21 protein-coding genes and 1 tRNA gene are annotated in these 19,523 nt (G+C 44.8%); 19 read left to right on the top strand and 3 right to left on the bottom strand.

Features of this window, described 5'->3' with window-relative positions; all coding sequences use genetic code 11:
- Positions 1–88: 88 nt before the first annotated feature.
- Positions 89–1,543: an OprO/OprP family phosphate-selective porin gene (locus A9E74_RS00115; RefSeq protein WP_069294648.1), complete on the bottom strand. Its 1,455-nt coding sequence runs from the start codon at positions 1,541–1,543 to the stop codon at positions 89–91.
- 228 nt (positions 1,544–1,771) lie between these two features.
- Here A9E74_RS00115 and A9E74_RS00110 point away from each other — a divergent pair, with 228 nt between their 5' ends.
- The 3 genes from A9E74_RS00110 to groL all read left to right on the top strand — a co-directional run bounded on the left by A9E74_RS00110 (position 1,772) and on the right by groL (position 4,351).
- On the top strand, positions 1,772–2,227 hold the full coding sequence (locus tag A9E74_RS00110; protein ID WP_069294647.1) for an FxsA family protein: 456 nt from the start codon (positions 1,772–1,774) through the stop codon (positions 2,225–2,227).
- Positions 2,228–2,374: 147 nt separating this feature from the next.
- Positions 2,375–2,665: a co-chaperone GroES gene (groES, locus tag A9E74_RS00105; RefSeq protein WP_069294646.1), complete on the top strand. Its 291-nt coding sequence runs from the start codon at positions 2,375–2,377 to the stop codon at positions 2,663–2,665.
- A gap of 57 nt (positions 2,666–2,722) precedes the next feature.
- Complete coding sequence (gene groL / locus A9E74_RS00100; protein ID WP_069294645.1) at positions 2,723–4,351, top strand: chaperonin GroEL; 1,629 nt, start codon at positions 2,723–2,725, stop codon at positions 4,349–4,351.
- An 82-nt stretch (positions 4,352–4,433) separates the two neighbouring features.
- Here groL and A9E74_RS00095 read toward each other — a convergent pair whose 3' ends face one another.
- Together A9E74_RS00095 and A9E74_RS00090 are read right to left on the bottom strand one after the other, a co-directional pair.
- Complete coding sequence (locus A9E74_RS00095) at positions 4,434–4,802, bottom strand: DUF6164 family protein (RefSeq protein ID WP_069294644.1); 369 nt, start codon at positions 4,800–4,802, stop codon at positions 4,434–4,436.
- A gap of 65 nt (positions 4,803–4,867) precedes the next feature.
- Complete coding sequence (locus A9E74_RS00090) at positions 4,868–5,491, bottom strand: alternative oxidase (protein ID WP_069294643.1); 624 nt, start codon at positions 5,489–5,491, stop codon at positions 4,868–4,870.
- A 156-nt stretch (positions 5,492–5,647) separates the two neighbouring features.
- On the opposite strand from A9E74_RS00090, the gene glnE reads away from it, so the two are divergent.
- From glnE to A9E74_RS00010, 16 genes are all read left to right on the top strand, one after another.
- Positions 5,648–8,461: a bifunctional [glutamate--ammonia ligase]-adenylyl-L-tyrosine phosphorylase/[glutamate--ammonia-ligase] adenylyltransferase gene (glnE, locus tag A9E74_RS00085; RefSeq protein WP_069294642.1), complete on the top strand. Its 2,814-nt coding sequence runs from the start codon at positions 5,648–5,650 to the stop codon at positions 8,459–8,461.
- A 32-nt stretch (positions 8,462–8,493) separates the two neighbouring features.
- Positions 8,494–9,423 carry a branched-chain amino acid transaminase gene (locus A9E74_RS00080; RefSeq protein ID WP_069294641.1) on the top strand — a complete coding sequence of 310 codons (930 nt, stop codon included), beginning with the start codon at positions 8,494–8,496 and terminating at the stop codon, positions 9,421–9,423.
- Positions 9,424–9,469: 46 nt separating this feature from the next.
- Entirely contained in the window at positions 9,470–10,219 is a 750-nt protein-coding gene (locus A9E74_RS00075) for a YebC/PmpR family DNA-binding transcriptional regulator (RefSeq protein WP_069294640.1), read from the top strand.
- A 12-nt stretch (positions 10,220–10,231) separates the two neighbouring features.
- Positions 10,232–10,771: a crossover junction endodeoxyribonuclease RuvC gene (ruvC, locus tag A9E74_RS00070; RefSeq protein WP_069294639.1), complete on the top strand. Its 540-nt coding sequence runs from the start codon at positions 10,232–10,234 to the stop codon at positions 10,769–10,771.
- The gene (gene ruvA, locus A9E74_RS00065; RefSeq protein WP_069294638.1) at positions 10,768–11,364 is read left to right on the top strand and encodes a Holliday junction branch migration protein RuvA; all 597 of its coding nucleotides are present in this window, start codon (positions 10,768–10,770) and stop codon (positions 11,362–11,364) included. The genes ruvC and ruvA overlap by 4 nt, the downstream gene beginning before the upstream one ends.
- A gap of 2 nt (positions 11,365–11,366) precedes the next feature.
- Entirely contained in the window at positions 11,367–12,380 is a 1,014-nt protein-coding gene (gene ruvB / locus A9E74_RS00060; RefSeq protein ID WP_069294637.1) for a Holliday junction branch migration DNA helicase RuvB, read from the top strand.
- Entirely contained in the window at positions 12,380–12,784 is a 405-nt protein-coding gene (gene ybgC, locus A9E74_RS00055) for a tol-pal system-associated acyl-CoA thioesterase (protein ID WP_069294636.1), read from the top strand. The genes ruvB and ybgC overlap by 1 nt, the downstream gene beginning before the upstream one ends.
- Positions 12,774–13,442: a protein TolQ gene (tolQ, locus tag A9E74_RS00050; RefSeq protein ID WP_069294635.1), complete on the top strand. Its 669-nt coding sequence runs from the start codon at positions 12,774–12,776 to the stop codon at positions 13,440–13,442. The genes ybgC and tolQ overlap by 11 nt, the downstream gene beginning before the upstream one ends.
- Positions 13,443–13,457: 15 nt before the next feature.
- Positions 13,458–13,904: a protein TolR gene (gene tolR / locus A9E74_RS00045; RefSeq protein ID WP_069294634.1), complete on the top strand. Its 447-nt coding sequence runs from the start codon at positions 13,458–13,460 to the stop codon at positions 13,902–13,904.
- A 5-nt stretch (positions 13,905–13,909) separates the two neighbouring features.
- On the top strand, positions 13,910–15,037 hold the full coding sequence (gene tolA, locus A9E74_RS00040) for a cell envelope integrity protein TolA (protein ID WP_069294633.1): 1,128 nt from the start codon (positions 13,910–13,912) through the stop codon (positions 15,035–15,037).
- A 12-nt stretch (positions 15,038–15,049) separates the two neighbouring features.
- The gene (tolB, locus tag A9E74_RS00035; protein ID WP_069294632.1) at positions 15,050–16,348 is read left to right on the top strand and encodes a Tol-Pal system beta propeller repeat protein TolB; all 1,299 of its coding nucleotides are present in this window, start codon (positions 15,050–15,052) and stop codon (positions 16,346–16,348) included.
- Between the two features lie 21 nt (positions 16,349–16,369).
- The gene (gene pal, locus A9E74_RS00030; RefSeq protein WP_069294631.1) at positions 16,370–16,936 is read left to right on the top strand and encodes a peptidoglycan-associated lipoprotein Pal; all 567 of its coding nucleotides are present in this window, start codon (positions 16,370–16,372) and stop codon (positions 16,934–16,936) included.
- 1 nt (position 16,937) lies between these two features.
- Entirely contained in the window at positions 16,938–17,765 is an 828-nt protein-coding gene (gene ybgF, locus A9E74_RS00025; protein ID WP_069294630.1) for a tol-pal system protein YbgF, read from the top strand.
- A 22-nt stretch (positions 17,766–17,787) separates the two neighbouring features.
- On the top strand, positions 17,788–18,429 hold the full coding sequence (gene queE, locus A9E74_RS00020) for a 7-carboxy-7-deazaguanine synthase QueE (RefSeq protein WP_069294629.1): 642 nt from the start codon (positions 17,788–17,790) through the stop codon (positions 18,427–18,429).
- Positions 18,426–19,094, top strand: a complete 669-nt coding sequence (queC, locus tag A9E74_RS00015) for a 7-cyano-7-deazaguanine synthase QueC (protein ID WP_136555357.1) — start codon at positions 18,426–18,428, stop codon at positions 19,092–19,094. The genes queE and queC overlap by 4 nt, the downstream gene beginning before the upstream one ends.
- 140 nt (positions 19,095–19,234) lie before the next feature.
- Positions 19,235–19,310, top strand: a tRNA-Lys gene (locus tag A9E74_RS00010).
- The last annotated feature ends 213 nt before the right edge of the window (positions 19,311–19,523 follow it).

The raw sequence follows: 19,523 nt of genomic DNA, 5'->3' as shown, positions 1-19,523 counted from the left end.
AGAGTAGTTGAACAAGTTGATTTTAAAAAAAAGCCCCACCTTAAAAATCCAAGGTGAGGCTTTTTCTCAGGAGATATCTTGCTTCAAATTAGAACGCAACCTGACCGCGTAATAAGAACGCTTTGATATCGCCTTCTGCATTGTTAGCTGCATCAGATTTGATATCGGCATCAACATAGTTCGCCATAAAACGAATATTGTCGTTCACATACCAGTTCACACCGATAGTCCAGATTTCACTCTTAGTGCCACGGAGATTGTTGAAGTTATTATTCGTGCTACCAGAATGTACCAATAAACCTTCTTGGGCTGCACTGCTATCCCAAACATCCAGTTCGTCGTAACGAGCAACCAGTTCCCAAGCTCCGAAGCCGCCTTTACCAACAGCATTCTTTGGTGAAATAGTACGCATTACACCGTCACGGTAACCACGAGTTTCGCCAGTCAATGTATAAGTGGCTAAAGCATACCAACCATCAACATCCGCATCTTTAAATTCTTTACGGTTCAATTCACGCTTGAAATATTCAGCTTGTAATGAGAATGGACCTTGAATTGTTGCCGCTTCTAATCCATAAGTATCTGCACTTTCAGTACCTTGATAAATTACTTGTACTGGGCGCTCATCAAAGAAATTGTTATTTGGGCGAGCTCTTAAACGACCGTTGTTGTTTGCTAAAGAATCACTTGAGAAAGTATCTTCATACTTAATATGGTTATAGCTAAGACCTAAGTGAACAATGGAGTCCTTTTCTTGAATCGGTGCAAATGTCGCACGACCGGCATAACCGTAATCAGAATCTTTGTCCGAGTTTTCACCAGCGCTAACACCATCACCTAACCATGTACCACCGGTTGCAGTCCAGTTAGAACCTTTTGTTGCAACTGTCAGGCCATTGTAACGACCCAAAGCAAATGTGTTAGTTGGGTTAGAACGTTCCATAGTTGAAATACGGTTTGAGCTGGTCAATTCTTCTAAGCCAGAAGGCATTTTGTGGCGACCCAGTTTGATTGTGGTGTTTTCAAAACCTTGGTAACCAATAATAACATCGGTGAACTCGGTGCTACTATTAGAGCCAAAGTTAACTTCCACACCATACAACCAGTTTGTGAACATGGTGCCTTCCATACCAAGACGGGCGCGACGGAATTTAGAGGCATTGCCAACTTCATTAACGTTTGCAACATTGCGGTCAAAATAATCATCACTGATGAAGCCATAGTCAGCATGAATACGACCACCGATATTGGCAGTAAATGATTTATCAGCTGATTGGAAATTCAAGCCTTTGCTGTCCAGAGTAACCAAAGAAGATTTTTTCTCGGTTTCTTTAACAATGCTGACCATTTCTTCTTTTTCAGCAGCAACTTTTTCTTCTTTTGCTTTAGCGGCATTAGCCAGCAAGCTGTAATCTTCAGCGCTGATAGTGCCCTTGTCACGCAATACTTTAAGCAGGTCGACCATCGGGTCTGCTTGAACAGGTAAAACGGCTGCGCCCATCAGTGCACCAGCGATTAATAGGGATGTAGGTTTCAGTTTCAAGGGACTATCCTCATAGTTAGTAAATCGAATCGGTCTTAAGTCCGAAGACCCGCACACCATAAGGCTGGAATATTTCAGGGTGATGATGTTTCTATGACAGTTGTGTTACAAAGCAACAAAACTGATTTTTTGTTGTTAATTGGCTACAGAGCTCGTCTCGCAATAAAGCTTGAAAAATCAAGATACGCCCCAACATAAATAAACATTGATGTCCGTTAAGGAAAGAAAATGTTCAAGTGGCTGTTTTTGCTATTTCTACTGGTCCCTATCGCTGAAATTTACGTTTTAATTGAAGTTGGCGAAGTCATTGGCGCGGGTTGGACCATTCTGTTTGTTATCGCCACGGCTGTATTAGGGGCATGGTTAGTGAAATTGCAGGGGCTTGTGACCATGCAGCGTGCTCAGGAATCCATTCGTCGAGGTGAAACGCCTGCTTTGGAAATGCTGGAAGGCATGACGCTATTTATAAGTGGTTTTCTCTTATTGATTCCTGGTTTTGTGACTGATGCAGTGGGCTTCTTGCTACTCATTCCAACGTTACGCCGCGCTTTACTTATGAAATTAATTCGTAACAGCAATGTGATATTCCGTCAGCAATGGTCAGCACGTGGTCGTTATTCGCAAAATGACGACGTCATTGAAGGCGAAGTCATCAAGGATGACGATCAGCGCCATATTCGTTAATGCTGCAGTAGTAAGCCTTAATCTATCGAACTGACTTTTTTTCAGAAATTTTTAACTCAGGCACTTGAAGTTTGTTCAGGCAGCCCCATTAAAGGGGTTCCTGGAATTTTCTTGGTCATTTTTTGTTACTTTTGGAGGATAAAACTAATGAACCTTCGTCCCCTTCATGATCGTGTGATTGTACGTCGCATGGAAGAAGAAACTACCTCTGCTGGTGGTATTGTCATTCCTGACAATGCAGCAGAAAAACCATCTCGTGGCGAGATTCTCGCAGCGGGTAACGGCAAAATTACCGATTCTGGTGAAGTTCGTCCCCTGGCTGTTAAAGTCGGTGACAAAGTGCTGTTTGGCAAATATGCCGGCACCGAAGTCAAAGTGGAAGGCGAAGAACTGCTGGTCATGCGTGAAGACGATATCGTTGCTGTGATCGAAGCGTAAGCTTCCCGACGATTTCACATCTGGTTACGTTAAACATAGCTATAAAGAGGAATTAAAATGGCTGCTAAAGAAGTCAAATTTGGCGCTGACGCGCGCCAGCTGATGGTCAAAGGCGTTAACACGCTGGCCAATGCGGTAAAAGTAACATTAGGACCCAAGGGTCGTAATGTTATTTTGGATAAAAGCTACGGCGCACCAACTATTACTAAAGATGGTGTTTCAGTTGCGAAAGAAATCGAATTAGAAAATAAATTTGAAAACATGGGCGCACAAATGGTGAAAGAAGTTGCTTCGCAAACTTCTGACGCTGCTGGTGACGGCACCACCACTGCAACCGTGCTTGCTCAAGCCATCTTACGCGAAGGCATGAAATCAGTAACTGCGGGTATGAACCCAATGGATCTGAAACGCGGTATCGATAAAGCAGTATCTGCTGCGGTTGAAGAGCTGAAAAGAATGTCTTCACCTTGTGACGATGATAAAGCTATCGCTCAAGTAGGTACTATTTCTGCCAACTCTGACAAATCAGTCGGTGACATCATCGCTGAAGCAATGAAAAAAGTGGGTAAAGAAGGTGTTATCACTGTTGAAGACGGTCGCGGTTTTGAAAATGAACTCGACGTTGTTGAAGGTATGCAGTTTGACCGTGGTTACCTGTCTCCATACTTCGTGAATGAACAGCAAACTATGTCAGCCAATCTGGATGACCCTTACGTTCTGTTGTACGACAAAAAAATCTCTAACATCCGTGAACTGCTGCCAACACTGGAAGCGGTTGCTAAATCTAGCCGTCCATTGCTGATCGTTTCAGAAGATGTTGAAGGCGAAGCGTTAGCTACGCTGGTTGTTAACAACATGCGCGGTATCGTTAAAGTCTGTGCGGTTAAAGCGCCTGGCTTTGGTGACCGTCGTAAAGCCATGCTGGAAGATATCGCTGTACTAACTGGCGGTACTGTTATTTCTGAAGAAGTTGGTTTGAACCTGGAAAAAGTCACTCTTGATGACTTAGGTCAAGCGAAGAAAATCTCTGTCAGCAAAGAAAACACCACTATTATTGATGGTGCGGGTCGTGCTGATGAAATCACTGCACGTGTTGAACAGATCCGTGCACAAATCGCTGATTCATCTTCAGACTACGACAAAGAAAAACTGCAAGAACGCGTGGCTAAATTAGCCGGTGGTGTTGCGGTAATTCGTGTTGGTGCTGGCTCTGAAATTGAAATGAAAGAGAAAAAAGCCCGTGTTGAAGACGCATTACATGCGACTCGCGCTGCCGTTGAAGAAGGCGTAGTTGCTGGTGGTGGTGTGGCTCTGGTACGTGCAGAAGTCAGCTTGGGTGACCTGAAAGGTGACAATTTAGACCAAGACGCTGGTATTGCTATCGCTCGTCGTGCAATGCAAGAGCCTTTACGTCAAATCGTTACTAACTCTGGCGATGAAGCATCTGTTGTCTTAAATGAAGTGGTTGGTGGTAAAGGTAACTACGGTTACAACGCAGCAACTGGTGAATATGGCGACATGATTGAAATGGGTATTCTGGATCCAACTAAAGTCACGCGTACGGCATTGCAAAATGCAGGTTCAGTTGCGGGTCTGATGTTGACTACAGAAGCTATGATTGCTGAATTGCCTAAAGATGATGCTCCTGCAATGCCTGATATGGGCGGTATGGGCGGCATGATGTAATTCGTTACATCTAGCACCTATAAAAAAGCCCCGTCTTGCAAAAGGCGGGGCTTTTTTTATTCATGTATTTAATGAAGAGAGCTTAGGGATGTAATGTTTTCCAGAAAGGGATGAGCATCAAACTTAATACAAAGGCGATTAAAAATAAAACGCCGATAAAGCGTACAGGATGTTGCCAAATCGATTGTAAAAAGCCGGGAATCTCGCCGCTGGCTCGCAGAGTTTCATACTGCTGTCGTTGATCAATAGCGCGTTTGGCTTGATATTCATCAACAATAGCTTTGGCCAGAGGTAACTGTTGATCATTAACCAACCAGATTGCAGCTACGCCCAGGCCAAAAAATCCGGCCTGAGTTTCATAAAAGGCCAAGCCTTTGTCATCCAGCAATTGACGAATATCTTCCGCTTCGTCTTCGGGCACATTATTAAGTCTATAAAGTAGAGTCGCCATAGTCGTCCTTGTCTGTCATCGCGGCCTGGGGTTAGCTAATTTTGAGTAATTCAGGCTGCAGCAGGTTATGCATTTTGCAATTGATTGGCAAAGTCATGATTCACATCCCGATGTTTTGCCTCATCGTCTCTCACTACCAATACGACGTCACGCAACCTGGCATCAGCCGGGAGTTTCCAATATTCAATGGCTATTTGTGGGGCTGCAACGTTCTCATAAGTACCTGCATCAATTCCAGCCAAATATTCTGTGTAGCTATATACCGCTTCTTCTTCGAGATAGCCGACAATGCGATGGGCAATGCGTGAAGAGAACAGATACAAAATAAAAAACAGATTATAAAACACACCTTGGGCGATGATGATCAACACACGCTCGAACCAGCTGGGTTGGGCAATATGCACAAAGGTCAAAAGGTGCATGCGCTCGTTATCAGCCTCTTCGAGCAGAGTGCTGATCCAGCCATCATCATCCTGCATACGACGTAATGAACGAAGATGTTGCAATGCGCCGCCTACCATGCCGGGAACTGCGGCGACCGTCTCCAGGACTACAGCACGATGTCCGTAGCGACCAGAGAAAAAGACATCGGCAAAAAAACGCATAAATTTAACGATGGCCAGAGCCACTCGATCTGAAACGCATTTGGGTTTGTGATGTGGTGCGTTGTTTTTTGTGCTGTCCATCATTGTCTCCTTTGACGAGACGGAAGTTTATCTGGTTAAAACAATACATCAGCCAATGTGAAAATTTCGTGGTTGATTCATCGCGATAAGCTATATGTTCTGTTAGTTTAGACACATTTTCAATGACTGTGCATTTTGAATAGAGTTAATGAGGCAAGCATGATACCGACACCACTCAGTGAACACTGGCAATTGATTTTGCAGCATAAGCAAAATCTACTTGATTCTGCTATGACAGTATTAACTGCTAGCGAATATGTGTTCAATCAGGGGGAACGCCAACCACAACGAATGACGGAGCTGATTGAAAGTGGCGATTTAGAGAAAGCATACAGTCAAAATGATTATCAGCAACGGTTGCAACAACGACTTGTCAACGTTAAAGATGAAGCCACCCTGCATCAGCAACTACGTTTTTTTCGTCAACGAGAAATGGTACGAATTATCTGGCGAGATTTAGCCGGCTGGGCGGAACTGGCTGAAACGATTCGTGAGTTGACAGCCTTGGCCGACTGCTGCGTTGAACAGGCATTAGATAAGCTTTATCAGTGGCAAACAGAATTTTTGGGTACACCCACAAATAAGCTTGGCGAACCTCAGCAGTTGATTGTATTGGGAATGGGCAAAATGGGCGCTGGGGAGCTCAACCTGTCTTCCGATATTGATTTGATTTTCACTTATCCTGACGAAGGTGAAACCCAAGGTGCTAGAAAAAGCCTGACTAACGAGGAATTTTTTACCCGATTAGGACGCAAGCTGATACAGGCGTTGGATAGCGTCACCGTCGATGGTTTTGTGTTTCGTGTCGATATGCGTTTACGTCCATTTGGTGACAGTGGCGCATTAGTGGCCAGTTTCGATGCAATAGAGGATTACTACCAAACACAAGGACGGGAATGGGAGCGCTACGCGATGATCAAGGCAAGACCTGTTAACGGTAGCGAACAGGATAAAAAAGCCATTAGCGAGCTGCTGCGTCCTTTTATATATAGACGCTATCTTGATTACGGTATGTTTGATTCATTGCGCGAAATGAAATCAATGATTGCCGGTCAACTGCATCTCAAAGGCATGGAAGACAATATCAAATTGGGAGCTGGAGGCATTCGCGAGATAGAGTTTATCGGCCAGGTATTTCAGTTGATTTATGGCGGACGGGATCTCTCGTTACAGCAACGACCAATTCTGACGATTCTGCATGTGTTGGCCGAACGAAAATTATTGTCAGGTTATGCGGTAACCGCATTAAAAAATGCCTATGAATTTTTACGTCGCACTGAGCATCGAATTCAAGCTTGGGCAGATCAACAAACTCATGTTCTGCCAAAAGATGAGGCTGCACAGACTCGATTGGCAAATAGTATGGGGTTCGAAAACTGGCAAGATTTTGTCAAAAAACTTAATGAACATCGGCAACAAGTGCATGAGCATTTTGAGCAAATACTCACTGCCCCACAGGCAGGTGATGAAACAACAGACACCGTAGCTTTGCTCACTGCCAGTGAAGCGGAAATTGTGGAATATCTTGAAAAGTGGGGCTATCACGATCCGCAACTGTCACAACAAACCATTGAAAAATTACTAGACCAAAGCCCGGTAAAAAATCTCAGTCAAACTGGGCGGGATCGATTAAAAAAACTGCTGCCTTTGTTGGTGCAGGCGGCAGCGGGAACGGAGCAACCGGATAACTGTTTGCAGCGGATGATGCCACTGCTTGAATCCATCATGCGGCGATCAGCCTATATGTCACTACTGGTTGAAAATACGCTGGCATTATCTCAGTTGGTGAAGCTATGTGCGGCAAGTCCGCTGATTAGTCATCAGTTAGCCCGATATCCGGTGTTGTTGGATGAATTACTTGATCCTCGTTCGCTTTATGAAGTGCCCGGCCGTGAACAGCAAAAAGCACTATTGCATCAATTCTTATCTGTTGCCGATGATACTGATCTCGAACAACAAATGAACTTAATGCGAGAATTTCGGCAGATTGCCACCCTGCATGTTGCAGCGGCGGATGTGACGGAAGTGCTGCCCTTAATGCGCGTTGGTGATCAGTTAAGCGAATTAGCAGAGATTCAGCTAGAGCGAGCATTACAGCTTGCATGGTTATATTTAAGTAGTCGTCATGGTTTACCTCCGGCAGCCGACGCAACTGATATGACGCAATGTGGTTTTAGCGTGATTGCTTATGGCAAATTAGGTGGACTGGAGTTGGGCTATGGCTCCGATTTGGATCTGGTCTTTGTGTTTGATGATACGCGTGAGGGCATGACCGATGGTGAGAAGCCGGTTGATGTCATGGTGTTTTACACACGATTGGCTCAGCGGATGATTCATATTTTAAATACTGTGACTTCGGGTGGCGTTTTATATGAAGTCGATATGCGTCTGCGACCCATGGGAAATTCAGGTTTGTTAGTCAGTCCGATATCAGGTTTTGCGGATTATCAGCAGCAGGAAGCCTGGACTTGGGAACACCAAGCCTTAGTTCGAGCGCGTTGCGTTGCTGGTGATCAAAAATTGGCTGAACAGTTCAGTAATATTCGCCAACAAGTTTTGTCCAAAGCACGGACCGCAGACGAGCTGGCGAGAGAAGTCAGCGAAATGCGGCAGAAAATGCGACAGCAACTGGATAAGTCTGTTGATGATTCGTTTGACCTTAAGCAGGGCATTGGTGGTATCACTGATATTGAATTTATGGTGCAATACGCAGTGCTAGCTTGGTCATCAAGCTTGCCTGATTTGATGGTTTACACCGATAATATCCGCATTTTGGATGCACTGGTTGCGACTGGTAAGCTCACCCAGCAGCAAGGAACTATGCTGGCGGATGCTTATCGTTATTATCGTAGCGAGGCAAATCATTGTGTTCTGCAGGAACAACCGGCAGTGGTGCCGGTGGCCAAAGTGGCCGATTTTCAGCAACAAGTAAACGCAATTTGGCAACACTGGTTATGCGAACAACCAGTTTGAAATCAATTTTAAGTATCTTAAAGTAGGTAATTATGGCAGCAGTAACAATGGCAGATCGTGATGGCGTTATCTGGTTGGATGGCGAATTTGTGCCTTGGCGCGAAGCTAAAGTCCATGTGCTGACGCATACTTTGCACTATGGAATGGGGGTTTTTGAAGGCGTCCGCGCCTATAAAACAGATGCTGGAACAGCTATTTTCCGTATGCAAGAGCATACTGACCGCTTATTCCGTAGCGCCAAGATTCTTGGTATGAAAATGCCTTTTGACAAAGCGACTTTAAACGAAGCTCAGCGCTCAGTAGTTCGTGAAAACAAACTGGATTCAGCCTACATTCGTCCAATGTGCTTTTATGGTTCTGAAGGCATGGGTATTCGTGCAGACAATCTGAAAACTCACGTTATGGTTGCAGCCTGGAGTTGGGGCTCCTACTTAGGTGAAGAAAACATGACCCGCGGCATTCGCATCAAAACCTCTTCATTTACGCGTCACCACGTCAATATCACCATGTGTAAAGCCAAGGCCAACGGCAATTACATGAATTCAATGATGGCTTTGCAAGAAGCAGTAAATGATGGCTATGACGAAGCGTTATTATTAGATGCCAATGGTTTTGTTACCGAAGGGAGTGGTGAGAACTTCTTCATGGTTCGTGATGGGGTGCTTTACACGCCTGAACTGACCTCAGCACTTGAAGGCATTACTCGTGACACAGTTATGCGCTTGGCTAACGATATCGGCCTGAAAGTAGTTGAAAAACGTATTACCCGTGATGAGGTGTATATTTGTGATGAAGCATTCTTCACTGGAACTGCAGCTGAAGTTACACCGATTCGCGAATTGGATAATCGCCCAATTGGTGAAGGAAAACGTGGCCCGATAACTGAACAGTTACAAAGCATGTATTTCGATCAGGTGTATGGTCGTAGCCAATATTACCGCGACTGGAATACTTTGGTTTAATTGCATAAAACTCGTATAGACGTAATAACAAAGAGGTTAGTACTAAATGGCAGGTCATAGTAAATGGGCGAATATTCAGCATAGGAAAGGTGCACAAGATGCCAAACGCGGCAAACTGTTCACCCGGTTGATTCGTGAAATTACTGTTGCTGCCAGAATGGGCGGCAGTGACCCTGCCACTAACCCGCGGTTACGCGCTGCTATCGATAAAGCTTTGGGTAGTAATATGACCAAAGATGTTATTGAGCGCGCTTCAAAACGTGGTGCTGGTGAACTGGAAGGTGCCGCTTATGAAGAAATCCGTTATGAAGGTTATGGCCCTAATGGTATCGCCATTATGGTTGACTGCATGACAGATAATCGTAACCGAACTGTTGCCGAAGTACGTCATGTTTTCAGTAAGCGCGGCGGCAATATGGGTACTGATGGTTCAGTTGCCTACCTGTTTAATCAGAAAGGTATTATCAGTTTCGGCAATGACATCTCTGAAGATGATGTCATGGAAGTCGCGCTAGAAGCGGGTGCGGAAGATATTGTGACAAATGCCGATGGTTCAGTTGATGTGTTCACTTCGCCGGAAGACTATTCAGCAGTCAAAGACGCTTTGGACGCTGCGGGATTAGAATCACAATCTGCTGAAGTTACCATGCACCCGGATACCACTGTCAGTCTCGAGTTGGACGATGCACAAAAAGCCATCGCGATGATTGAGGCTTTTGAAGAGCTGGATGATGTGCAACAGGTTTACAGTAACGCAGACTTCTCTGATGAGGTGATGGCGCAGCTGGAGAGCTAGCGGCCAACCCTTATGGCGCGCATTCTTGGTGTGGATCCTGGTTCTCGTAAAACCGGCTTTGGCATCATTGAGCTAGATGGTAAGCAAATCAAACATGTTATTAGTGGCAGACTGCTGGTGGGCGATGGCGATTTCGCCAATCGTTTAAAGCAGATATTTGAAGGGCTGACCGATATTATTCAGCGTTATCAGCCCGATATTATGGCTATCGAACAAGTATTCCTGCATAAAAATGCCGATTCGGCTTTAAAACTTGGCCAGGCACGTGGTGCCGCCATCTGTGCCGCTGTCAGCCAGCAGCTACTGGTCCATGAATATTCTGCAACCCAAATAAAAAAAGCTGTAGTTGGCAATGGACATGCCAAAAAAGAGCAAGTCCAGTATATGATGACGGTCATGTTGCAGCTTAAAGAAGCACCACTGGAAGATGCCGCAGATGCTTTGGCCTGTGCGGTAACCCATGCCAATCATGCCGCACTGGATAGTCTCACCAATAAACTTCCCGCAGGAATGCGGCTCAGTCGCCGTCGAGGAGGACGCTATAGCCGATGATAGGTCGACTTACTGGAATAATTATTGAAAAACAGCCGCCAGAAATGGTGTTAGATGTGCATGGCGTAGGTTATGAAGTCTCCGCACCCATGTCGACTTTTGTGAATTTGCCGCCACTTAATGAAAAAGTGAGTCTTTATACGCATCTGGTTGTGCGGGAAGATGCTCAATTATTGTATGGTTTTGCCACTCAACGAGAACGATTATTATTTCGCAGTTTACTTAAGGTAAATGGGGTTGGAGCAAAACTGGCACTGACGATTTTATCGGGTAGTGATGTCGATAGTTTTGCGCGAAGTGTACTGGAAGGTGACGCCGCAAGTTTGACTCGACTGCCAGGTGTCGGTAAAAAGACAGCTGATCGCCTTATTATTGAAATGCGCGATAGACTCAAAGAAGTAGGCTCAGCGATGGGGCTTGATGATCAAATTACCACGAATATGCCGAGCAGCAGCGGTGCGCGAAAAGAAGCACTGGAAGCTTTGATTGCTTTAGGGTATAAAGCCGCCGAAGCAGACAGAATGATCCGTAGTTTTGATGCACAGGATATGACAACCGAGCAAATCATCAGACAGGCATTGCAGCGAAATTAACCATGGATGAACGTTTCATTTCACCGCAAACTGTAAATGATGATGAACGGGTGGATCGTGCTATCAGGCCGCTCAGTTTGCAGGATTATATTGGCCAGCCAGTAGTGCGTGAACAGATGGAATTGTTTGTGTCGGCTGCCCGGAAACGTAAAGAGGCCTTAGATCACACCCTTATTTTTGGCCCTCCCGGTCTTGGGAAAACCACGTTGGCACATATTATCGCCAATGAAATGGGAGTGAATTTAAGGCAAACATCAGGACCGGTGTTAGAACGTCCAGGCGATTTAGCTGCATTACTGACGAATCTTGAACCCAATGATGTATTGTTTGTTGATGAAATTCATCGACTGAGTCCGGTGGTTGAAGAAGTGTTGTACCCGGCAATGGAAGATTACCAAATCGATATCATGATTGGTGAAGGTCCGGCAGCACGTTCAATCAAGTTGGATCTCGAGCCTTTCACCTTGGTCGGAGCGACAACACGGGCGGGATCATTGACCTCGCCATTGCGGGATCGCTTTGGCATTGTGCAGCGATTAGAGTTTTACAATGTTGCTGATTTAAGTACGATTGTGCAGCGAAGCGCACGCATATTAGGTGTGACATTGGACATAAGCGGAGCAGGTGAAATTGCGCATCGTTCACGGGGTACCCCGAGGATTGCCAATCGGTTACTGCGCCGAGTTAGAGATTATGCAGAAGTCCGTTTTGATGGTGTTGTTACAGCAGAAATTGCTCGACAGGCACTGGATTTACTGGATGTTGATAAGTTCGGTTTTGATATGTTGGACCGTAAACTGTTGCTGGCAATAATTGAAAAGTTCTCCGGCGGACCGGTGGGCTTGGACAATCTGGCTGCAGCTATCGGTGAAGAACGTGGCACGATTGAAGATGTAATAGAGCCTTTCCTGATACAGGAGGGTTTTATTATGCGAACGCCACGTGGACGGATTGCTACCAAAAGAGCATTTCTGCATTTGGGGCTGACACCAGATCTCGATCTTACAGGTGATTAATGCAGTCTTTTGATTGGCCGGTAAGAGTGTATTACGAAGATACAGATAGTGGTGGCGTGGTCTATCACGCAAATTATCTGAAGTTTATGGAGCGGGCGCGAACCGAATGGTTACGCCAGCTTGGCTTTGAACAAAATGTTTTAAAAGACGAATACAATTGCCTGTTTGCAGTCCATTCGATGCAAATCAATTTTCGTCGCCCGGCACGATTTAATGATGCCTTATTGATTCGATCTGAAATGACACAAACGAGCGGTGCAAGCATGCAGTTTGAACAATCAGTGCTGCGTGATGACGAACTGTTGTGCAGTGCGTCTGTCAGAGTGGCTTGTTTGGATGCAAAGCGATTTAAACCGTGCCCGATACCTTTTTTTATTTTGACGGAGATGCAATGTGAATGCTGATCTATCCTTGATGGCCCTGATATCTGAAGCCAGTTTGCTAGTACAACTAGTAATGCTGATTTTGCTGCTGATATCAGTGTATTCCTGGACCATTATTTTCAAAAAACGCACTGAGCTGGTAGCAGCAAAACGTGATGCGGATTTATTTGAAGATAAGTTCTGGTCTGGCAATGAATTGAACCGACTCTACGAGGATATTACCTCCAGACCGCACTCCGGGCGTGGCATGGAAGGCATTTTCGAAGCTGGATTCAAAGAATTTGTTCGGCTTAAAAAGACTTCTACCGATTCGGCCTACATTCTTGAAGGCACTCAACGGGTAATGCGTATCTCTTTATCCAGAGAGATGGATGAATTAGAGCTCTCCTTGCCGTTTCTAGCCACCGCAGGATCAACCAGTCCATACATTGGTCTGTTTGGAACAGTCTGGGGTATCATGAATTCATTTCGGGCATTGGGTGAAGTGCAGCAAGCGACACTCGCGATGGTGGCGCCAGGTATTGCGGAAGCCTTGATAGCCACAGCAATGGGTTTATTTGCAGCTATCCCGGCGGTTGTTGCCTATAACCGCTACTCAAATGAAGTTGAAAGACTGATTAGTCGCTATGACAATTTCGTTGAAGAGTTCTCTTCAATTTTGCAACGGCAACAAGGTTAATAACGGAGCCTAACTATGGCGCTTTATAAACAACAACGCCAACGTCGCAAGCCTATGGCAGAAATTAACGTCGTCCCTTATATCGACGTTATGTTGGTGTTGTTAATCATATTCATGATTACAGCACCAATGTTGACTCAAGGGGTGCAAGTAGATTTGCCGCAAGCTGATGCTAACCCGGTTGATGCCCCTGAAAATCTTGATCCATTGGTGATTTCTGTTGATGCTGAAGGTTATTACTATGCGTCTGTTGGAGACAATCAGGATCAAAGTATTGGTGCTCAGGAATTAATAGCTCGGGTATCAGCAGTATTACGGCGCAACCCTCAAACACCAGTTATGGTCAAAGGAGACAGTTCAGCTAGTTATGGACAAGTGGTAGGTGCTATGGCCTTGTTACAAAAAGCTGGTGTGCCTAATGTTGGTTTGATTACACAGCGTCCGGAAACGGCAACACAGTAATTACGATGAAGCAATCTATTTTGCAAAATTTACTTGCCGGGGGTGCGTCAACAGTACTGCATCTATTTCTGATCATATTGCTACTATTCAGTTTTGATATGCCAACGGAAATTCGCCAGTTTGGCCAGCCGGAAGTGGAAATTGTTCAAGCGACTGTAATCGATGAAGATTTAGTGTTGGAAGAGATGGCACGTTTACAAGAAGCCGAAGATAGTAAACGAGTGGCTGAGGAAGAACGTCAGCAAAAGCTTGATGAGCAACTTGAAAAATCGCAGCAAGAATTGGCACGCCAAGAACAAGAGCTGCTGGATATGCAGGAGCGTGCAAAACTTGACGCTGAAAAACGCAAACAGGAAGCAGAGCTTGAACAGCAACGTCTGAAAGAATTAGAACAGCAACGCATTGAACAGGAAGAAGCACGTAAACAAGCTGAACTTGAACGACAGAAAGCGGAAGAAGCTAAATTAAAAGCCGAAGCAGAACGCAAAACGGCTGAAGAAGCTAAACAAAAAGCTGAAGCAGAACGGGTTGCAGCTGAAAAAGCTAGAGAAGAGGCTGAAATCAAACGTAAAGCCGAAGAAGAAGCCAAACGCAAAGCTGAAGAAGAGGCTAAGCGCAAAGCTGAGGAAGATGCTAAACGTAAGGCAGAGGAAGAAGCAAAACGTAAAGCAGAAGAGGAAGCTAAGCTTAAAGCCGAGGAAGAAGCTAAACGCAAAGCTGAAGAAGAAGCCAAGCGTAAAGCCGCTGAAGATGCCAAACGTAAAGCAGAAGAAGATGCGCGACGTCAGGCTGAGTCTGACTTACAACGTCAATTGGAAGCAGAACAATCTGAACGTGAGGGCCGCCGTGTAAGAGGTGTGGTTGACGAATATTCACAGATCATTCAACAACGGGTAAAACGCTTTTGGATTAAACCGCCTAATGCTGACCGAGGTTTGGAAGTCACCTTACGAATTAGAACATTACCTGGTGGTGATGTTGGTGAAGTAACTATTGTTAGAAGTAGTGGTAACGCGATTTTTGATCGATCAGCAGAAAGTGCTGTGTATAAATCCTCTCCCTTGCCACTACCAAGTGATGCGAAAGCAGCAGCGGAATTTAGAAGTTTTAATTTTGTATTCAGACCAGAATAAGAGGCGAACGTGATGATCAAGAAATGGTTGTTAAAGCTAGGCATTTTCCTTGCTTTGTTACCCTTGCAAGCACAAGCCTTACTCACGATCGAGATAACGGGTGGATCGGATGGAGCGTTACCGATTGCAATCGTCCCGTTTGGAAGTGAAGGACTCAGACCACCAGAAGACATTACAAAAATTATTCGTAATGATTTAGAGAGCAGCGGCCGCTTTGCTCCGCTTGAAGATCAGGATTTGGTCTCTCGTCCAACTGAACAGTCACAAGTTAACTTCGCCGACTGGCGTTTATTGAGATCGGAAGGTCTTGTAATCGGTAAAATCAGCAGCCAGGATGGTGAAAACTACCAAGTGCAGTTTCAGTTATTTGATGTATATCGAGGTCAACAACTAGCTGGTAAACGTTATCAAGTACCTGCATCAGGCTTACGAGGTCTTGGACATCAGATAGCCGATGTGATTTATGAAACACTTACTGGTGAGAAAGGAATCTTTTCAACGAGATTGGCCTTTGTTACACAAGTTACAGCAGGCGATGGAAAAAAACGCTATGCATTACAAATATCGGATGCTGATGGAGCAAACCCACGCACTATATTACAATCAACACAACCCATTATGTCGCCTGCTTGGGCACCTGATGGTGATCAGCTTGCCTATGTGTCTTTTGAAAATGGTAAAAGTGAAGTTTTCGTTCAACAGCTGCAAAGTGGTCAACGTAAATCGGTCGCTGCATTCGAAGGCATAAACAGTGCCCCATCGTGGTCACCTGATGGAAGAAAACTGGCATTAACCCTGTCAAGAAATGGCAACCCAGAAATATATGTGCTTGAGCTGGCGAGTGGTGATTTGATAAGGGTGACAAATAATGCTCAGGCCATTGATACTGAAGCCGTCTGGTCGCCGAATGGAAACGAAATTTATTTCACATCGGATCGTGGTGGTCGACCACAAATCTATAGAGTTTCTGCTAATGGTGGTCGAGCTGAACGGGTGAGTTTCGAGGGTAATTACAATGCGTCTCCTGATATCTCACCAGATGGACGTAAATTAGCCATGGTGCATGGCGCCAATGGTAATTTCTATATTGCAGTACAAGATCTTAAAACTGGAGCGATGCAAATACTGACGGATTCGAGAAGAGCCGAATCACCGAGTTTTGCGCCGAATGGCCAAATGATCCTGTATGCTACTGAGCAAAAAGGTAGCGGTGTATTAGCTGCTGTCTCTGTTGATGGCCGGATCCATCAACGTTTGAGCGAATCCGGAATTGTCGTGCGTGAACCAGCATGGTCTCCGCTGAAAAAATAAATTTTGTCAGGAGTGTTTTTTATGAATTGTTATAAATTCTCGGCGTTGTTACTTGCCTTGTTCTTTCTTAATGCATGTAGCAGTAACGCAACTAAAGATGGTACAGACGATGTATTGGTAGAAGAGCGCAATGGCGCATCAACTTCAGGTGTTTCAGGTCGAGGTGTAGATGGCAGTGACTTAGGTGCTGAAGCCAGTGTAATTGTTGGTGAAAATGGTTATGGCGGGAATCAGTTTGATCCTTCTAACCCTTTATCTAATCGTGTCATTTACTTTGATTACGACAGCGCCAGTGTCAGACAACAAGACCAAGCAATTGTTGAAGCGCACGCGGCATATTTAGGTAAAAACCCTAATTTGACAGTGCGTTTGGAAGGTCATACTGACGAACGTGGTTCACGCGAATATAACCTTGCATTAGGCGAGCGACGTGCTTTGTCAATTCGCCAGTTACTGATGTTGCAAGGTGCCAGTGCACAACAGTTCAGAGTTGCCAGTTTTGGTGAAGAACGTCCTGCAGTAGATGGTAGTGATGAATCTGCATGGTCACAAAATCGCCGAGTTGAAATAATTTATATTGGTCGTTGATATGCCTTTTAAAAAGCAAAAACAACTTGCAATAGCAATAATGGTGGGCGCTTTCTTAGCGCCCTCTGTTTCTATGGCTGAGCAAGAATCGATGCAAGCTCGTATGGATCGACTTGAGCGTATTATCCAGGGGCAAGGGTTGACTTCTTTGCTTACACAAGTCGATCAGCTGCAACGTGAGATTCAACGTTTAAACGGTACGAACGAAGAACTCAGTCATAAAATTGATCAAATGCAGCAACGCCAGCGGGAACAATATCTGGATCTGGATCAGCGGATAACGGAGTTACAGCAACAACCTGCAGCAACACAGCCTCCAGTTCGAAATGATTCAGCTTCTATGGTTAATGATTCCATTGATTCAGAATTAGTGGATAGTGAATTGCAACCACCACCTGCTGATCAGATGGATGGTGCAATCGATACGCTTGCTCCAGTAGCAGTAGAAAGTGGTGAAGCGGCCTATCAAGCTGCCTTGCAAGATCTACGCGGTGGACGTTATCAAGAAGCTTTAACAGCGTTAGGTGCTTTTCCCCAAAACTACCCAAACAGTAGTTATTTGCCGAATGTTTACTATTGGCAGGGTGAAGCACATTATGTAGTGCGTGAATTTGATAAGGCGATAGTTGCTTTTGATAAAGTGCTTTCCAGTTATCCTGACAGTAATAAAGTTTCTGATGCGTTATTGAAACGCGGCTTCAGTGAATTTGAAACTGGTGATACCACTAAAGCTCAAGCAACTTTGAATCAGGTGATTCAACAATATCCTGATACATCGGCTGCTCGTTTGGCTAGAGTGCGTCTGGATCGTATCCAGCAAACACCATAAAGAATTTTTGTAGAACACACCGATGGCTCAATGTCGTATCACCGAGATTTTCTATTCATTGCAAGGTGAAACACGTACGGTAGGATTGCCAACAGTCTTTGTAAGATTGACCGGTTGCCCATTACGCTGTGACTATTGTGATACCGCTTATGCTTTTCATGGCGGAAAAAAGATGGAAATCAGCGACATTGTTGCCGAAGTAAAAAGTTACAACCCGCGATATGTCACTGTCACCGGTGGCGAGCCGTTAGCGCAAAGCACTTGTCGGGAATTATTAACTGCCTTGTGTGATCTGGGCGTTGAAGTATCTTTGGAAACGAGTGGAGCGATGGATATCAGTGACATTGATCCACGTGTGGTTCGGGTTGTGGATATAAAAACACCCGCTTCGGGTGAGGTTTCGAAAAATCGCTACAGTAATATTGATCTATTAAACCATCAGGATCAGGTCAAATTCGTTATCTGTAATCGTGACGATTATGATTGGGCGCGAGAGCAACTAGCAGTATTTAATCTGGTAAGCCGCTGTGAAATCTTATTTTCCCCTGTACATGGTGATTTAACACCAACCGATTTAGCGGAATGGATTATTGCTGATAATCTTCCCGTGAGAATGCAAATTCAATTGCATAAATATTTATGGAACGATGCTCAAGGCCGATGACTAAACGTGCTGTCGTATTACTTTCTGGTGGATTAGATTCTGTAACAGCGTTAGCTATTGCAAAGTCCGAAGGATACGCTTGCCACACTATCAGTTTTGATTATGGACAGCGTCATCGAACTGAACTTGATGCAGCAGAAAATCTAGCCCGAAAAGCTGGCGTTGTTACTCACAAAGTAATACAGATTGATCTTCGTGCCATTGGCGGATCAGCATTGACTGATGACATAGCTGTACCTGAGACAGAGCAACAGGGAATACCGGTTACCTATGTCCCCGCCAGAAATACTATTTTCCTGTCAATTGCTCTTGGGTGGGCAGAAGTACTTAATGCTGAGGCTATTTTTGTCGGTGTAAATGCCGTCGATTACTCAGGATACCCCGATTGTCGCCCTGAATTTATAGATGCATTCGAAAGATTGGCCAATCTGGCCACTAAATCGGCAGTGGAAGGTAGCGCTATATATATAAGAGCACCGTTAATGATGTTCACAAAATCACAAATCATCAAATGCGGAACAGAGCTTGGCATTGATTACAGCGAAACTGTGTCATGTTACCAAGCAGATGCGCAAGGCCGCGCTTGTGGACAATGTGATTCTTGCAGGTTAAGGCGGCAAGGTTTTCATGATGCTGGAGTGGCAGACCCAACACATTATCAATAAGTGATTGTTTCTTGGTAAGAATCAGCGCCTACAAATTTCCTGTGCGACTTCCTACGGTATTGATTAGCTTTAAAATAGAAAAATATTAGCAACTAGGGTTGTCATTTTTATCAACTATAGTATTATGTCGCGCTTGGTTTGGGCCGTTAGCTCAGTTGGTAGAGCACCGGACTTTTAATCCGATGGTCCTGCGTTCGAGTCGCAGACGGCCCACCAAATTTTCTGCAAAATTTCAGTTTTATTCTAGTTTCATAATTCTGTAATAATTGTTGTTGACAGCCCGGCGAGTGGCTGTATAATTCTCGCTTCTTTGCAGGGCGTTATTATCTGCAAGCTCTTTAAAAAACTGGTATCAAGTAATTTGTGTGGGTACTTGCGTTGTATATTTCTGAGAAGAAAAACGACGTGAGCTATTCGCAAGAATGCAAT

It is taken from the genome of Methylophaga muralis, from assembly GCF_001720165.1.
In the GTDB taxonomy this organism is placed as follows: domain Bacteria; phylum Pseudomonadota; class Gammaproteobacteria; order Nitrosococcales; family Methylophagaceae; genus Methylophaga; species Methylophaga muralis.
Note: the sequence above shows the minus strand (reverse complement) of the source record. Positions and strands in the feature narration are given on the sequence as shown.

What these genes read in the sequence shown, in the direction of transcription:
- tolB (WP_069294632.1), top strand. Translation starts at nt 15,050, where the DNA reads ATGATCAAGAAATGGTTGTTAAAGCTAGGCATTTTCCTTGCTTTGTTA.
- ybgF (WP_069294630.1), top strand. Translation starts at nt 16,938, where the DNA reads ATGCCTTTTAAAAAGCAAAAACAACTTGCAATAGCAATAATGGTGGGC.
- ruvB (WP_069294637.1), top strand. Translation starts at nt 11,367, where the DNA reads ATGGATGAACGTTTCATTTCACCGCAAACTGTAAATGATGATGAACGG.
- A9E74_RS00095 (WP_069294644.1), bottom strand. Translation starts at nt 4,802, where the DNA reads ATGGCGACTCTACTTTATAGACTTAATAATGTGCCCGAAGACGAAGCG.
- glnE (WP_069294642.1), top strand. Translation starts at nt 5,648, where the DNA reads ATGATACCGACACCACTCAGTGAACACTGGCAATTGATTTTGCAGCAT.
- groL (WP_069294645.1), top strand. Translation starts at nt 2,723, where the DNA reads ATGGCTGCTAAAGAAGTCAAATTTGGCGCTGACGCGCGCCAGCTGATG.
- tolR (WP_069294634.1), top strand. Translation starts at nt 13,458, where the DNA reads ATGGCGCTTTATAAACAACAACGCCAACGTCGCAAGCCTATGGCAGAA.
- ruvA (WP_069294638.1), top strand. Translation starts at nt 10,768, where the DNA reads ATGATAGGTCGACTTACTGGAATAATTATTGAAAAACAGCCGCCAGAA.
- ruvC (WP_069294639.1), top strand. Translation starts at nt 10,232, where the DNA reads ATGGCGCGCATTCTTGGTGTGGATCCTGGTTCTCGTAAAACCGGCTTT.
- A9E74_RS00075 (WP_069294640.1), top strand. Translation starts at nt 9,470, where the DNA reads ATGGCAGGTCATAGTAAATGGGCGAATATTCAGCATAGGAAAGGTGCA.
- A9E74_RS00110 (WP_069294647.1), top strand. Translation starts at nt 1,772, where the DNA reads ATGTTCAAGTGGCTGTTTTTGCTATTTCTACTGGTCCCTATCGCTGAA.
- ybgC (WP_069294636.1), top strand. Translation starts at nt 12,380, where the DNA reads ATGCAGTCTTTTGATTGGCCGGTAAGAGTGTATTACGAAGATACAGAT.
- queE (WP_069294629.1), top strand. Translation starts at nt 17,788, where the DNA reads ATGGCTCAATGTCGTATCACCGAGATTTTCTATTCATTGCAAGGTGAA.
- queC (WP_136555357.1), top strand. Translation starts at nt 18,426, where the DNA reads ATGACTAAACGTGCTGTCGTATTACTTTCTGGTGGATTAGATTCTGTA.
- tolA (WP_069294633.1), top strand. Translation starts at nt 13,910, where the DNA reads ATGAAGCAATCTATTTTGCAAAATTTACTTGCCGGGGGTGCGTCAACA.
- A9E74_RS00080 (WP_069294641.1), top strand. Translation starts at nt 8,494, where the DNA reads ATGGCAGCAGTAACAATGGCAGATCGTGATGGCGTTATCTGGTTGGAT.
- A9E74_RS00090 (WP_069294643.1), bottom strand. Translation starts at nt 5,491, where the DNA reads ATGATGGACAGCACAAAAAACAACGCACCACATCACAAACCCAAATGC.
- pal (WP_069294631.1), top strand. Translation starts at nt 16,370, where the DNA reads ATGAATTGTTATAAATTCTCGGCGTTGTTACTTGCCTTGTTCTTTCTT.
- groES (WP_069294646.1), top strand. Translation starts at nt 2,375, where the DNA reads ATGAACCTTCGTCCCCTTCATGATCGTGTGATTGTACGTCGCATGGAA.